The sequence below is a fragment of the Caulobacter sp. genome (genome assembly GCF_965279145.1).
In the GTDB taxonomy this organism is placed as follows: Bacteria; Pseudomonadota; Alphaproteobacteria; order Caulobacterales; family Caulobacteraceae; genus Caulobacter.
Genome location: NZ_OZ257139.1, coordinates 934,145 through 947,219, shown reverse-complemented (window position 1 = coordinate 947,219; position 13,075 = coordinate 934,145). Strand labels below are relative to the sequence as shown.

Below are 13,075 nucleotides of genomic sequence, written 5' to 3'. Positions count from 1 at the left end.
AGCCTTCGCGAGACGCGGGTTCCGGGTCGTGGGGGCTCACCGCCGCTCGAACACCACCACGCCGTCCACCACGGTCAGCACGGTTTCGGCCTTCAGGATCTCCGCCGGGGCCACCGTCATCAGGTCCTTGGAAAACACCGTCACGTCCGCCTTCTTGCCGGCCTCCAGCGTGCCGCGCTCGCCTTCGGCGAAGGCGGCGTAGGCGGGGGCCCAGGTCAGCATCTTCAGGGCCTGGGCGCGGCTGACGGCCTCCTCCAGATGCCAGTCGGCGTTGGCGAAGCCGTCGAGGCTGTGGCGATACACGGCGGCGTAGAACTCGATGCGCGGGTCGCCGACCTCGACCGGGGCGTCCGAGCCGGCGGCGACGACCGCGCCGCTGTCCAGCATGTCCTTCCAGCGATAGCCCTCGTGCAGGCGGGCCTGGCCCAGGCGGGCAGGGGCGAAATAGAGGTCGCCGATCGCGTGGGAGGGCTGCATCGAGGCGATGACGCCCATCTTCGAGAAGCGCGGCAGGTCGGCGTCCGAGACGATCTGCGAATGCTCGATGCGCCAGCGGGCGGCGGTGTCGCCCGCCAGGGTTTCCTCGAACCAGTCCAGGGTCATGCGGTTGCCGCGATCGCCGATGGCGTGCATGGCCACCTGGGCCTTGACCGCCCGGGCGGCCTTCATCAGCGCCAGGCCCTTGTCGCGCTCGGTCAGCTGCAGGCCCAGACCCTCCGCGTCACTGTACGGTTCCAAGAGCGCCGCGCCGCGCGAACCCAGGGCGCCGTCCATGTAGAGCTTGATCCCGCGCGTGCGGATCAGGCCGGTGGCGTCTTCGAACGGCCCCTTGGCCAGCACCTCGGCCGCGCCACTGGGATCCATGTAGTTGTCGACGCGCAGGCTGAACGTCTTTTCCGCCGCCAGGGCGGTCAGCAGCTTCAGGTCGCCGGCGTCGACGCTCATATTGCCAAGACCGGTCCAGCCGCGCGAGGCGTAGAGCGCCCCGGCCTTTTCCAGCGCCAGGCGCTTGGTGGCGGCGGACGGCGGCGGGATGACGTCGCGCACCAGGGCCTGGGCGTGGTCGATCAGCATGCCGTCGGGCGCGCCGTCGGCGCCCTTGAGGATCTGGCCGCCGGCGGGTGCGACGGTGTCGCGGGTGACGCCGGCCTTGGCCAGGGCGGCGCTGGAGGCGACCGAGGCGTGACCGTCCGAGCGGCCCAGCACCACGATCCGGCCGGGGGCGGCGGCGTCGAGGTCGGCCTTGTTGGGAAAACGCTTCTCGGGCCAGTGGGTCTCGATCCAGCCCCGGCCATAGATCGGCCCCTCGGGATGGGCGGCGGCATAGGCCTTCACCGCGGCGACCAGCTCGGCGACCGAGGCGGTGGTGTCGAGATTCAGGGTCAGTTCGCGCAGGCCGACGCCGGTCAGGTGGGCATGGGCGTCGACGAAGCCGGGAAAGGCGGTCGCGCCCTTCAGGTCGATGTCGCGGGCGTCCTTCGCGGCCTTGGCCTTCGCGGCGGCCAGATCGCCGACGAACAGGATGGTCCTGTCGCGGATCAGCAGGGCCTGCGCCTCGGGCGCCGCATCGACGCCGGTGTGGATCGGCCCGCCATGGATCAGGATGTCGCCGGCCTGAGCGGAGGAGAGGCTGGTGGCGGCCAGCAAGGTGGCGATGGCGATGTGGCGCATGGTGATTTCCCCCGACAGCAAGAAACGGAAATCGTAGGGCGCCGCTCGAAAGCCGCAACCGCGATGCTATAAATGCCGCATGAAGGGACAGGCTTTCGCGCTTTTCGACACGCCCATAGGCCGTTGTGGCGTCGCTTGGGGCGAGTCCGGCCTGATCGGCGTGCAATTGCCCGAGGCCGCGCCGGGCGCGGCCAGTCCTGGCGTGGAATGGGCCCGCCTGCGCAAGCGCTACCCCGACGCGGTTGAAGCGCCGCCGCCGCCGCATGTCGAGCGGGTCATCGAGCGGGTGCGGGATCTGCTGGCCGGCGGCCGCGACGACCTGACCGACATCCCCCTGGACCAGACCGACGTGTCCGACTTCAACCGGCGGGTCTATGAGATCGCCCGCGCCATCGGTCCTGGCGAAACCTCCACCTATGGCGAGGTGGCCCGGGCGATGGGCGAGCCGGGCGCGGCGCGCGCCGTGGGCAAGGCCCTGGGCGAGAACCCCTGGCCGATCGTGGTGCCCTGCCATCGGGTGCTGGCGGCGTCCGGCCGCATGGGCGGGTTTTCCGCGCCTGGCGGGGCCAGCGCCAAGGCCCAGCTGCTGACGATCGAGCGGGCCAGGACCGACGCGGTCCCGACCCTGTTTGACCTGGAATTTTCGGTGGCCCCGCCGAGGGGACAGTAAAGGCTGTCGGAGGCCGCCCGCGCTCAAGTTAACGCCGCGACAGGAATGCGCGAACAGGGGCGAAACGAATCAGGACCGAATCGGCGACGCCCGCCGATTCAGTCTTTGTTCCCTACAACCCATTGTATCTTAATTTGAATTAACCACAATTGGATCTTCGGCGACCTCCACCGGCGCTATTTGGCGTCGGCGGGGCAGCTGGCGCTGACGCGCCGGGCGTCCATCACGCCCGCCAGGGGCAGGCCGTTGACGGTCTTCAGCTTGATGTCCATCCGGAAGCTCTCGGGCGTGTAGCCGCCCTTGGCGGTCACCGGGGCCACGCGGCCCTTCTTGTCTGTCCACGTGCCCTTCAGGCTGATCTTGCCGTCCTTCACCACGCGGGTCTGGTAGTCGCAGGTGTATTTCCGGGTGCAGATGCCCTTGGCGAACTGCTCGACGTCGGCCTGCTTGAGACAGCGCGATTCGTCGCCGGCCGGGATGGGGCCGATGCGGTAGCTGTATTCCCAGTGGCCGGGCAGGATCGTGGCCGGGGCCGGCGCGGCGGCCAGGCTGGCGCCCATGGCGAGGCCGGCGGCGGTCAGGGCGAGGGCGATCAAACGCATGGAAACGGCTTTCTTCATGGACCTCTCTATATAAGGCGCCAGATGAACCTGTCTTGAAGGCCGTCTTGAGGCGCGCGTTCATCCGGAAGGGGCGCTCCGCCTTGACTCGGCCAGCCTCCTTCGCCTATATCGCCCGCTCTCGCGTGGCGGCTCGCCCTCCGCGCCCCGAAATTCATGTCTGCGGAGCCCTCGGGTTTCGCCCAGCCAAGGTAATCCCATGTCGCGCCGCTGCGAACTCACCGGTATCGGTCCGATGGTTGGCCACAATGTGAGCCACTCCAACATCAAGACCAAGCGCCGCTTCCTGCCGGCCCTGTCGCCGGCGACGCTGGCCTCGGACTCGCTGGGCCAGACCTTCCGTCTGCGCATCAGCAACGCGGCCCTGCGCACCCTCGACTACAAGGGCGGCCTGGACGTGTTCCTGCTGGGCGCCAAGGACGAGCAACTGTCGCCGCGCGCCCTGAAGATCAAGGCGCAGGTCAAGGCCAAGGCCAAGGCCGCCGTCGCGGTCGCCGCCTAAGGCGCTTTCGCCGAACGGAGGACGCCGGTTCAGGCGTCCGACGGACGGCCGAGCAGGCTTCGATCCCGATCGAACCTTTGAAAGGCCCGCGGAGAGCAATCTCCGCGGGCCTTTCCGCGTCTGGGCGCCACGGTCAACCTCCCTGGAGTCCAGACAAGCAAAACCCGGCGCGACTGAGTCGCGCCGGGTTTGGAACGCTACGCTACTGGTACTGAAACGCTTGGCTTAGCGGGCCGAAACGGTCGAGCCGGCGTTGGCGGCCGTTTGCGACGGGGCGCTGATCTTGGCATAGGCGTCGCTGACCGAGGCGCGGACGCAGGCCGGGTACATGTAGCCGGCCATGGCTTCGCCACGGACGTCTTGCCAGCAAACGGTGCTGGCGGCTTTCACGATGTCGGCGCGGACTTGTTCAGCGGACCGACCCGAGATCTTGACGCGCTGTTCGGCGGCGGAAGCGGGGGCGGCGACGGTCAGGGCGATGGCCGAAACGGCCAGGGCGATGGTGCGGATCATGGTGATAGTCCCGGAAAGGGGGTTGGGTTCAACCTCCTCCCGACGCGTTCCTCTGACGGTCCGTTGGGATCTAGCCTGCTTGGCCGTCGCTGAAATCCATAGTCGGAGCTGGATGACTGATCAATGATTATGTTGCGATGCACGCGTATTTTTTGACAGGCGCCTCAAAACGAAACAGCCCGCGAAGCGGGGGCTTCGCGGGCTGTCCCGTACGCGACTGGGAAAGGGATCAGCGGCTGACCTTGACCAGGTAGGCGCCGCGCCAGTTGGCCTTGTCATAGGCGGTCAGGTCGGGGTTGCCGACCTTGTTGACGGCGGCGCGGGTCACGTCGCGCACGCAGTAAGGCACCAGGTCGATGCCGAAGCGCGTATCGCCCAGATCCGCGCGACAAACGGTCTTGGCGGCGTCCACCAGGTCGGCGTGGACCTGCGGGACGGACTTGCCGGCGACCTTGACAGTCAGTTCGGACGCGCTGGCGGCGCCGGCGGAAGCGGCCATGAGAGCGGAGATGGCCAGAACAAGAAGGCGGATCATGTTTGTAGTCCCGGAAAGGGGGTTGGGTTCAACCTCCTCCCGACGCGTTCCTCTGACGGCGCTTAGGGTCTCGCCTCGTCAACCGTCGAGATCAGAATAGATGACAACGTTGTCAATGCAAGGCTGATATTGCGCCGCAGCATAAAAATGTTAGCGGTACCTCGGATTGCCAGCGGATACGCTGTCGCCGTCGAGGGGCGGCCATCTACCGCTTGCGAACCGGCTTCTTCGTCTTGGGCGGAAGGGGAGCCGGCGGAGGCGGCGGGGTCCAGTCGAAGGCCATCAGCAGGGTGCGCTGGTTGCCGATCGCCTGATCGTCGGACAGCAGATAGATCCGCGTGGCCCCCGACGGCGCCTGGCTCAGCGCCACGCCCTCGAAATTGTCGCGCGTGGTCGAGCCGTCCAGATGCAGGCTGGCGATCTGGACCTGTCGGGCGGCCGGCGCCAGCGGGTCGGCGATGAAGCGCAGAATGGCCCGGAAGCCCCGGATGGGATCATAGCCCCGGTGCAGGGTGGCGATGGCCTTGCCCTGGAAGGCGGCCATGGCGGTCAGGCCCCAGGTGAAGTCCGGGCCCTGCTGCGGGGCGATGGCCTGGCAGGCGGTCGACAGCCGGCACAGCCAGACCTCGCCTTCCTCGCCGCCCACGATATAGGCGTCCGGCCCGGCGGCGGGATAGGCGGCGATCGCCTCCATGCCCTCGTTGAAGGGGAAGGTCGTCGCCGGCTTGGGCGCGACCCGGGGCGGGGCGGCGACCCCATTGACGGGGGCCGGATACAGCCAGATGCGGTGATCGCGCTCGAAGCTGACCAGTCGGTCGCCATTGGCCAGGATCGCCAGGCCCTCGGCGTCGGCTGCGTCCTTGTTGGGCAGGGCCGCGCCGTCCAGCCCCTTCAGGCCCTGCAGCTTGGCGTCGGTCAGGCCGACCAGGCGCCCGGCCGGGTCCAGCTGCAGGCGAGCCTCGAAGAGGTCGCCGGCGTCGCTGATCGCCACCAGCGTGCCGCCAGGGCCCATGCCCAGGTCCGACAGGCCATGCAGCAGCGAGGTCTGGTTGCTGGTGATGGCGATGCCGCCCGCATAGCTGAAGCCACCCTCAAGGGCGGTCTTGGCCGGATTTGCGGTGTCCAGCGGCACGGGCGTGGTCTGGACGGTGATCTCGGGGCCGGCCTTGACCGGGGCGATCGGCAGGACCGGCGGGGCGGGCTTGCGGCCGCAATGGCTCAGCATCCCGACCGACAGGGCCAGGACCAGACCGACCCGCAGGCCGGTCACGCTGGAACCTTGCGCGCCGCCTTGGCTGCCTGCGGCTGAACGGTCGGCAGCGGCGCCAGCAGGCCACGCGCCTTCTTCACGGCGCGGGGCTCTTCCTCGAACAGCGCGGCCAGCTGTTCCACCAGCACGCCGCCCAGTTGCTCGACGTCGACGATGGTGACCGCGCGGCGATAATAGCGCGTGACGTCGTGGCCGATGCCGATGGCGATCAGCTCGACGGGGCTCTTGCCCTCGATCTCGGAAATGACCTGGCGCAGGTGGCGCTCCAGATAGTGACCTGAATTGACGCTCAGGGTGCTGTCGTCCACCGGCGCGCCGTCGGAGATCACCATCAGAATACGGCGGGCTTCGGGCCGGCCGATCAGGCGCTGGTGGGCCCACATCAGGGCTTCGCCGTCGATGTTTTCCTTCAGCAGGCCTTCGCGCATCATCAGGCCCAGGTTCTTGCGGGCCCGGCGCCACGGAGAATCTGCGGCCTTGTAGATGATGTGGCGCAGGTCGTTGAGGCGGCCCGGCGCCGGCGGCTTGCCGGCCTTGACCCACTCGTCGCGCGACGTGCCGCCCTTCCAGGCGCGGGTGGTGAAGCCCAGCACCTCGGTCTTGACGCCGCAGCGTTCCAGGGTGCGGGCCAGGATGTCGGCGCAGACGGCGGCCACCATGATCGGCCGGCCGCGCATCGAACCGGAATTGTCGATCAGCAGGGTCACGACGGTGTCGCGAAACTCCTGGTCCTCTTCCTGCTTGAAGGAGAGGGGCGCGGTGGGGTCGATGATCACCCGGGTCAGGCGGGCGACGTCCAGCATCCCTTCTTCCAGATCGAAGGTCCAGGCGCGGTTCTGCTGGGCCAGCAGACGGCGCTGCAGCTTGTTGGCCAGGCGCGAGACCACGCTGGAGAGCGCTGACAGCTGCTGGTCCAGATAGGCCCGCAGGCGGGTCAGCTCCTCGGCGTCGCACAGCTCCTCGGCCGGCACGATCTCGTCATAGGCGCTGGTGAAGATCTTGTAGGCCGGCTCGCCCGGCTGGGCGGGGCCGCTGTCGGGACGAGCCGGCTTGGCGCCGTCGCCCATCTCGGGGCTTTCGTCGCTGTCCTCGGGCTCGCCGTCCTGCTCGGACTGGACCATCTCCTCGTCGCCGGCCTCGGTGTCGCGGTCGGAGGCTTCGGTTTCCTGGGGCGATGAGCCTTCGGGCTGTTCACCCTCGCCTTCGCCCTGATCCTCGTCGGAGGTCTGGTCCTGCTGGTCCTGTTCGCCGTCGTCCTCGTCGGAGCTTTCGGTGGCGTCGGACATCTCCTCGCCCAGGTCCAGGTCGCGCAGGATCTCGCGCGTCACCCGGGCGAAGGCGGCCTGGTCGCCGATGGCGTCGGCCAGGCGATCCAGGTCCTTGCCGGCCTTGGCCTCGATGTCGGCGCGCAGGATGTCGACCAGGGCCTTGGCCCCCTCGGGCGGGGCGTCGCCGGTCAGGCGCTCGCGCACCATCAGGCCCAGGATCTCGGCCATGGGGGCCGACTGGCGGTCCATCGCCACGTTGCGGGTCAGGCCCTGCTTTTCCAGCCGGGCCTCGAGTGCGGCCGTCAGGTTGGCGCGCACGCCGCCCATGGCGTTGGCGCCGATCGCTTCCAGCCGCGCCTGCTCGATCGACTCGAAGGCCGCCTGGCCGTCGGGGCTGCTGGGGCGGGCGCGGGCGTGGGCGATGTTGTCGTGGTGGGCCAGGCGCAGGGCCATCTGGTCGGCCAGGCCCCGGATGCGCGCGGCTTCCTTGGAATTGAGGTCGCGCGGCGGGTGCGGCAGCACCGCTCGCTTGCCCAGCAGCTGGGGACCATCGCCCGAGAACACGACCTCGAGGTCTGGCGTTTCGGCAAGCGAACGCGCGGCGTGCGCCAGGGCGCGCTTGAAGGGTTCGGTCGGGCTTTCGGGCTTGGAGGCCATGACTATCGGTTACCGGCCCCGCGCGGCGAAAACAAGGAACGCTGTGCGCTCTGGCGGGTTGAAATGTCAGAAGCGCTGCTGGCTTCCCAAACAAGGAAACGCGCCATGCTGAAGTGGGCCATCATTCTCGCCATCGTCGCCCTGATCGCCGGGGCCCTGGGCTTTACCGGCGTGGCCGGGGCGGCCGCCGGGATCGCCAAGATCCTGTTCTTCGTCTTCCTGATCGGCTTCGCCCTGATGCTGGTCCTGGGGACCACCGTGTTCAAGGCCGTATCGAAATAGCGAGCGGCGGGGAGGCGTGCTTCGCGCGCCTCCCCGCTTCGCCGGTCTAGTGGGCCGCCTGCCAGGCCTTCGACTGCTGGCCGACCAGCGCCACCAGATCCCCCATCTGCAGATTCACGTCGATCAGGTGCAGGCCCCAGTCCTTGAGCACCGCGCCGCCGACGAGGATGTCGCCGCTGATGTCATCGACTCGCGGATCGGCCGGGTCGCCGTTCACCGCCACCGAAAGATAGGTGAAGTCGCCTTCGCTGACGCATTGGGCTGACAGCAGCCCCGGCGTCGAGACGAACGGGGTCGTCACCGTCAGGCCCGTGGCCCAGGGCCTGGGCGGCAGGGACGAAGAGCCCATCGGCTTGTTGCCCAGATACGAATGCAGCGCCACGCTCTCGGTCGAGGCCTTGCCCGCCAGCAGGGCGGCGGGGTTCACGCAGCCCGAGCGCAGGCCGGCCGCATCGGTCCGGCCAAAGCGGCTGTTGGCCGGCGGCGGGCTGGAGGCGCGGAATGAGACATAGGTCACCACGCAGCCGGTCTGGCTGGCGCTGGCGCACAGCGGCATCGTTCCATAGCGGCCCTCGGCGTCGACCGGGGTGTTCATGCCCAGCACCAGGGCCGAGATCACCTGCTTCTGGACCGGCTTGCCGTCCACCTCCTGCTTGATCAGCTGCAGCAGCACGCGCGAGCCCTGGCTGTGGCCGATCAGGATCACGCCCCGGCCCTTGTTCTCGTGGGCCAGGTAATAATTCCAGGCGTCGCGGACGTCGGCCTGGCCCAGCGATCCGTCGACCACCGGCTGGCCCATCATCGCCTTGCGCAGGCCCGCCAGGGTCACCTGACGGTACATCGGCGCGAACAGACGGCACTGGCCGGCGAAGCGGGCCAGCTGCTGCTCGACCACCGAGCGCTCGGCCGCGTCGATGGTCATGTCGCTGTAGTCGCCCGGATCGGTCGAGACCGTGGGATAGACATAGAAGCAGTCCACGGCCGGCTTGGCGGCGGGCTTGAAGGGCTCGACCGTCGAGCGGCCGTCGGCGGCGACGATCGTCGTGGTCTGGTCGGCCGCGCAGGCGTCGACCCGGCCGGGCAGGCACAGCCAGTTTTCGGCCTTGGCGTAGTCGTTCGGGCCGGCGGCGGGGGCCTGGGCGTGGGCGGCCGTCGAAAGGGCGAGGCCCGCCGTCAGGCCCAGGGCGGCCAGGATCTTCACCATCGTCTTCTCCCCATTTCGCTCAAACGCTTGTTTGGCGTGAACATGGGGGAAACCCGGGCGACAGCCAAGAGGGGAGTGACTACAGCCCGGCGCCACAGCGGTCGCCGTGGCTAGGGCGACGGCAGGTCCGCCGGCAGCCAGCGGCGCGGGAACTTGTCGCCCAGGGCGCGGACCTCGCCGGTCTTCAGGCCCAGGTCCCGCATGCGATAGGCCACGATCTCGCGGATCGCCTCGACCGGCTCGATGCCCCGGAAGGGGCTGGAGGCCACGCCGCCCACCTCGAGCGCGCGGTCGACGGCGGCCCATTCGGCCTGCTCGCGCTCGGCCTTGCCCACGCCGAAATAGTGCCGGACCGGATAGGGCTCGCCCGGAACCTCGACCATCACGCCCACGACCCAGCCCTGGGGGATCAGATCGGTGTCTGGGCGCTGGCGGAACATGGTCTGGCTGTAGCCGTCGTCGGGGCGCGGCGGAAGGTCATTCCGCCAGCGGCAGCCAAACTTCGATATCGCCAAGACCGGTCGCCGGGTCGAAGCCCGGACCGTAATATTCCAGAAAGGCCGGCAGGCCCTCGACAGGCTGGCGTCCGGCGCAGGCCGCCGACACCGTCCTGTGCAGGGTCGAGACGTGGCCGTCGTGCGCAAAGGCCAGGTAGGAGCGCGCGGGCAGCGTCACCACGCTCAGGCCGCGCGGTGGGCTGTCGTCGGCGGCGCCGGGATAGGCGGTCATGTAGCGGAAGCAGCGGGGATCCTGGACCGTCAGGGCGACGCCGAAGGAGACGGGCTCGGCGCCCGAGGCCGGCCTTGGGATCAGCGGCGCGAAGGCGGCCCATTGCAGGGGCAGGGCGCGCAACATGTCGCCGTCGGATAGGTCGTAGTCGCAGATCGAACCGATCAGATGCAGGGCCGGGCTTTGTTCGATGCGGGGAGCGATGGACGTCGTGGCTGGCATGGCGCGCCTTCAGCGAGGGACAGTACGCCCAAGGACGCGCCAGCCCGCCCGGTTCCGACAGCCGGCCTGAAGGTTTGTCTAGCCGATCACCTGGAAGGCGACCTGGCTGATCAGGCCCAAGGTGAGCCAGAGGGCGCCGGCGAACAGCAACACGCCCATGCGCGGGCCGCGAGCGTGACCAATGTGATGTACGCGACGCATGGCCTACTGCCTCCCATCCACGTTTCTGCTTGTGGATGGAAAACGCGGGCGGCCGCGCTTGGATGCGCCGGCGTGACGATTTTTGACCGCCTCCGGACAAAGAAAAAGGGCGGGACCTTTCGGTCCCGCCCCTCGTCTTGTTCAGCAGGAAGCTGAGCGCGTGGACTAGAAGTCCATGTCACCCATGCCGCCCATGCCGCCGCCCGGAGGGCCACCGGCGCCGCCACCCTTCTTGGGGGCTTCGACGATCGCGGCTTCCGTGGTGATCAGCAGACCGGCCACCGAAGCGGCGTCTTGCAGAGCCGTGCGGACAACCTTGGCCGGGTCGATGACGCCGTCGGCGATCAGGTCGACATACTGCTCGGTCTGGGCGTTGAAGCCGAACGAGGCGCTGGTGCTTTCCAGAACCTTGCCGACCACGATCGAGCCTTCAACGCCGGCGTTTTCGGCGATCTGACGGATCGGAGCCTGCAGGGCGCGACGGATGATCGCGATGCCGGCGGTCTGGTCGGCGTTGTCGCCGGTCAGGCCTTCGAGGGCCTTGGAGGCCTTCAGCAGAGCCGTGCCGCCGCCCGGGACGATGCCTTCATCGGCGGCCGCGCGGGTCGCGTTGAGGGCGTCGTCGACGCGGTCCTTCTTTTCCTTCACTTCGACTTCGGTCGAGCCGCCGACGCGGATCACGGCGACGCCGCCGGCCAGCTTGGCCAGACGTTCTTGCAGCTTTTCCTTGTCGTAGTCCGACGTGGTGTCTTCGATCTGGCGCTTGATCTGGGCGATACGGGCTTCGATCGCGTCCTTCTCACCGATGCCGTCGACGATGGTGGTGTCGTCCTTGGTGATCGAGACCTTCTTGGCCTTGCCGAGCATGTCGAGCGACACGTTTTCCAGCTTGATGCCCAGGTCTTCCGACACGACTTGAGCGCCGGTCAGGATGGCCAGGTCTTCCAGCATGGCCTTGCGTCGATCGCCGAAGCCCGGAGCCTTGACGGCGGCGACGCGCAGGCCGCCACGCAGCTTGTTGACGACCAGGGTCGCCAGGGCTTCGCCCTCGACGTCTTCGGCGATGATCAGCAGGGGACGGCCCGACTGAACAACGGCTTCCAGCACCGGCAGCAGCGGCTGCAGCGACGAGAGCTTCTTTTCGAACAGCAGGATGAGCGGCTCTTCGAGCTGAACTTCCATCTTGTCGGGGTTGGTGATGAAGTAGGGCGACAGGTAGCCGCGGTCGAACTGCATGCCTTCGACGACGTCGAGTTCAGTCTCGGCGGTCTTGGCTTCTTCGACGGTGATGACGCCTTCGTTGCCGACCTTGTCCATGGCCTTGGCGATCATGTCGCCAACTTCCTTGTCGCCGTTGGCCGAGATGGTGCCGACCTGAGCGATTTCGGTGTTGGTGGTGACCTTCTTCGACGACTTCTTGATCTCGTCGACGACGATGTTGACGGCCTTGTCGATGCCGCGCTTCAGGTCCATCGGGTTCATGCCGGCGGCGACCGACTTGAGGCCTTCCTGCACGATGGCTTGCGCCAGGACGGTGGCGGTGGTGGTGCCGTCGCCGGCCTTGTCGTTGGTCTTCGAAGCGACTTCGCGGATCATCTGCGCGCCGAGGTTCTCGAAGCGGTCAGCCAGTTCGATTTCCTTGGCGACCGAGACGCCGTCCTTGGTCGAGCGCGGGGCGCCGAAGGACTTTTCGATCACAACGTTACGACCCTTGGGGCCGAGGGTCACCTTCACCGCGTTGGCGAGGATGTTGACGCCGCGCAGCATCTTGTCGCGCGCGTCCGAGGAGAAATAAACGTCTTTAGCGGCCATGTGTATGAGCCCTTCTTAAAGAGAAATTTGGGGTGGAAAGCTTGGTTCGGGCGGAGGAGGGCTTAGGCCTCGACCACGCCCAGAACGTCGCTTTCCTTCATGATCAGCAGGTCTTGACCATCGACCTTCACTTCCGTGCCCGACCACTTGCCGAACAGGATGCGATCGCCGGCCTTCACGTCGAGAGCGACGACGTCGCCCTTGTCGTTACGGGCGCCGGGGCCGACAGCGACGACTTCGCCTTCCTGCGGCTTTTCCTTGGCGGTGTCGGGGATGATGATCCCGCCCTTGGTCTTGGTTTCTTCTTCGACGCGCTTCACGAGGACGCGGTCGCCAAGGGGACGAAATTTCATGGTTGTTCTCCGTCGGGACGGTTATCGATAAAGGGGTCGTTGGCGCGGGGAACGCTGCTGTTAGCAGTCCATCCCCTTGAGTGCCAACGCGGTGCTTGAGTTAGGTCCGAGCCCCCCGGGAGTCAAGGACAGGGCCCGCGAACTTTTTGCGATCACGGTTAAGGTGGAGGCCGGAAATGTTCGATCATCTGGGTTTCGGCGTGACCGATTTCGCGCGGTCCACGGCCTTTTACGATCAGGCCCTGGCGCCGTTGGGCATCAAGCGGCTGTTCACCGTTCCGCCCGAACACAGCGGTGGCGTCGACGCCACCGGCTATGGCGTGGAGCGTCCGCAGTTCTGGATCTCCGGCGGCGGCGACACCTCCGGGCGGCTGCACGTCTGCTTTCAGGCCAGGACCCGGGCGATGGTCGACGCCTTTTACGCGGCGGCGATCGCGGCCGGCGGGCGGGACAATGGCGCGCCCGGACTTCGCCCCCATTATCATGAACACTACTACGGCGGCTTCGTGCTGGATCCGGACGGTTTCAATATCGAAGCCGTCTGCCACGCGCCGGTCTAGCCGGAC

16 protein-coding genes are annotated in these 13,075 nt (G+C 67.8%); 4 read left to right on the top strand and 12 right to left on the bottom strand.

Annotated elements, in window-relative coordinates; translation table 11 throughout:
- Nucleotides 1-36 precede the first annotated feature (36 nt).
- The gene (locus ACQY9P_RS04430) at nucleotides 37-1,671 is read right to left on the bottom strand and encodes an amidohydrolase (RefSeq protein ID WP_421736474.1); all 1,635 of its coding nucleotides are present in this window, start codon (nucleotides 1,669-1,671) and stop codon (nucleotides 37-39) included.
- A gap of 79 nt (nucleotides 1,672-1,750) precedes the next feature.
- On the opposite strand from ACQY9P_RS04430, the gene ACQY9P_RS04425 reads away from it, so the two are divergent.
- Nucleotides 1,751-2,341, top strand: coding sequence for a methylated-DNA--[protein]-cysteine S-methyltransferase (locus tag ACQY9P_RS04425; RefSeq protein ID WP_421736475.1), 591 nt, complete (start codon nucleotides 1,751-1,753; stop codon nucleotides 2,339-2,341).
- A gap of 176 nt (nucleotides 2,342-2,517) precedes the next feature.
- Here the strand turns inward: ACQY9P_RS04425 and ACQY9P_RS04420 are convergent, their stop codons facing one another.
- On the bottom strand, nucleotides 2,518-2,943 hold the full coding sequence (locus ACQY9P_RS04420) for a DUF3617 domain-containing protein (protein WP_421736476.1): 426 nt from the start codon (nucleotides 2,941-2,943) through the stop codon (nucleotides 2,518-2,520).
- A gap of 217 nt (nucleotides 2,944-3,160) precedes the next feature.
- On the opposite strand from ACQY9P_RS04420, the gene rpmB reads away from it, so the two are divergent.
- Complete coding sequence (gene rpmB / locus ACQY9P_RS04415; protein ID WP_421736477.1) at nucleotides 3,161-3,463, top strand: 50S ribosomal protein L28; 303 nt, start codon at nucleotides 3,161-3,163, stop codon at nucleotides 3,461-3,463.
- A 225-nt stretch (nucleotides 3,464-3,688) separates the two neighbouring features.
- Here the strand turns inward: rpmB and ACQY9P_RS04410 are convergent, their stop codons facing one another.
- The 4 genes from ACQY9P_RS04410 to cobT all read right to left on the bottom strand — a co-directional run bounded on the left by ACQY9P_RS04410 (nucleotide 3,689) and on the right by cobT (nucleotide 7,706).
- Nucleotides 3,689-3,976: a hypothetical protein gene (locus ACQY9P_RS04410; RefSeq protein ID WP_421736478.1), complete on the bottom strand. Its 288-nt coding sequence runs from the start codon at nucleotides 3,974-3,976 to the stop codon at nucleotides 3,689-3,691.
- A 229-nt stretch (nucleotides 3,977-4,205) separates the two neighbouring features.
- Nucleotides 4,206-4,511, bottom strand: a complete 306-nt coding sequence (locus ACQY9P_RS04405; protein ID WP_421736479.1) for a hypothetical protein — start codon at nucleotides 4,509-4,511, stop codon at nucleotides 4,206-4,208.
- A 205-nt stretch (nucleotides 4,512-4,716) separates the two neighbouring features.
- The gene (locus ACQY9P_RS04400; protein WP_421736480.1) at nucleotides 4,717-5,781 is read right to left on the bottom strand and encodes an esterase-like activity of phytase family protein; all 1,065 of its coding nucleotides are present in this window, start codon (nucleotides 5,779-5,781) and stop codon (nucleotides 4,717-4,719) included.
- A complete protein-coding gene (cobT, locus tag ACQY9P_RS04395; protein ID WP_421736481.1) occupies nucleotides 5,778-7,706 on the bottom strand; it encodes a cobaltochelatase subunit CobT in 1,929 nt (642 codons plus the stop codon). The genes ACQY9P_RS04400 and cobT overlap by 4 nt, the downstream gene beginning before the upstream one ends.
- Before the next feature lie 105 nt (nucleotides 7,707-7,811).
- On the opposite strand from cobT, the gene ACQY9P_RS04390 reads away from it, so the two are divergent.
- Nucleotides 7,812-7,988: a DUF1328 domain-containing protein gene (locus ACQY9P_RS04390; RefSeq protein ID WP_421736482.1), complete on the top strand. Its 177-nt coding sequence runs from the start codon at nucleotides 7,812-7,814 to the stop codon at nucleotides 7,986-7,988.
- A gap of 46 nt (nucleotides 7,989-8,034) precedes the next feature.
- Here ACQY9P_RS04390 and ACQY9P_RS04385 read toward each other — a convergent pair whose 3' ends face one another.
- From ACQY9P_RS04385 to groES, 6 genes are all read right to left on the bottom strand, one after another.
- Nucleotides 8,035-9,192 carry a DUF3089 domain-containing protein gene (locus tag ACQY9P_RS04385; RefSeq protein WP_421736483.1) on the bottom strand — a complete coding sequence of 386 codons (1,158 nt, stop codon included), beginning with the start codon at nucleotides 9,190-9,192 and terminating at the stop codon, nucleotides 8,035-8,037.
- Nucleotides 9,193-9,302: 110 nt separating this feature from the next.
- A complete protein-coding gene (locus ACQY9P_RS04380) occupies nucleotides 9,303-9,632 on the bottom strand; it encodes a hypothetical protein (RefSeq protein WP_421738258.1) in 330 nt (109 codons plus the stop codon).
- Nucleotides 9,633-9,669: 37 nt separating this feature from the next.
- A complete protein-coding gene (locus tag ACQY9P_RS04375) occupies nucleotides 9,670-10,143 on the bottom strand; it encodes a GyrI-like domain-containing protein (RefSeq protein ID WP_421736484.1) in 474 nt (157 codons plus the stop codon).
- 78 nt (nucleotides 10,144-10,221) lie between these two features.
- Nucleotides 10,222-10,344, bottom strand: a complete 123-nt coding sequence (locus ACQY9P_RS04370; protein WP_421736485.1) for a hypothetical protein — start codon at nucleotides 10,342-10,344, stop codon at nucleotides 10,222-10,224.
- Between the two features lie 165 nt (nucleotides 10,345-10,509).
- Complete coding sequence (gene groL, locus ACQY9P_RS04365; RefSeq protein ID WP_421736486.1) at nucleotides 10,510-12,156, bottom strand: chaperonin GroEL; 1,647 nt, start codon at nucleotides 12,154-12,156, stop codon at nucleotides 10,510-10,512.
- Between the two features lie 62 nt (nucleotides 12,157-12,218).
- Entirely contained in the window at nucleotides 12,219-12,509 is a 291-nt protein-coding gene (groES, locus tag ACQY9P_RS04360; protein WP_010918572.1) for a co-chaperone GroES, read from the bottom strand.
- 176 nt (nucleotides 12,510-12,685) lie between these two features.
- On the opposite strand from groES, the gene ACQY9P_RS04355 reads away from it, so the two are divergent.
- On the top strand, nucleotides 12,686-13,069 hold the full coding sequence (locus ACQY9P_RS04355; RefSeq protein WP_421736487.1) for a VOC family protein: 384 nt from the start codon (nucleotides 12,686-12,688) through the stop codon (nucleotides 13,067-13,069).
- Nucleotides 13,070-13,075 lie beyond the last annotated feature (6 nt).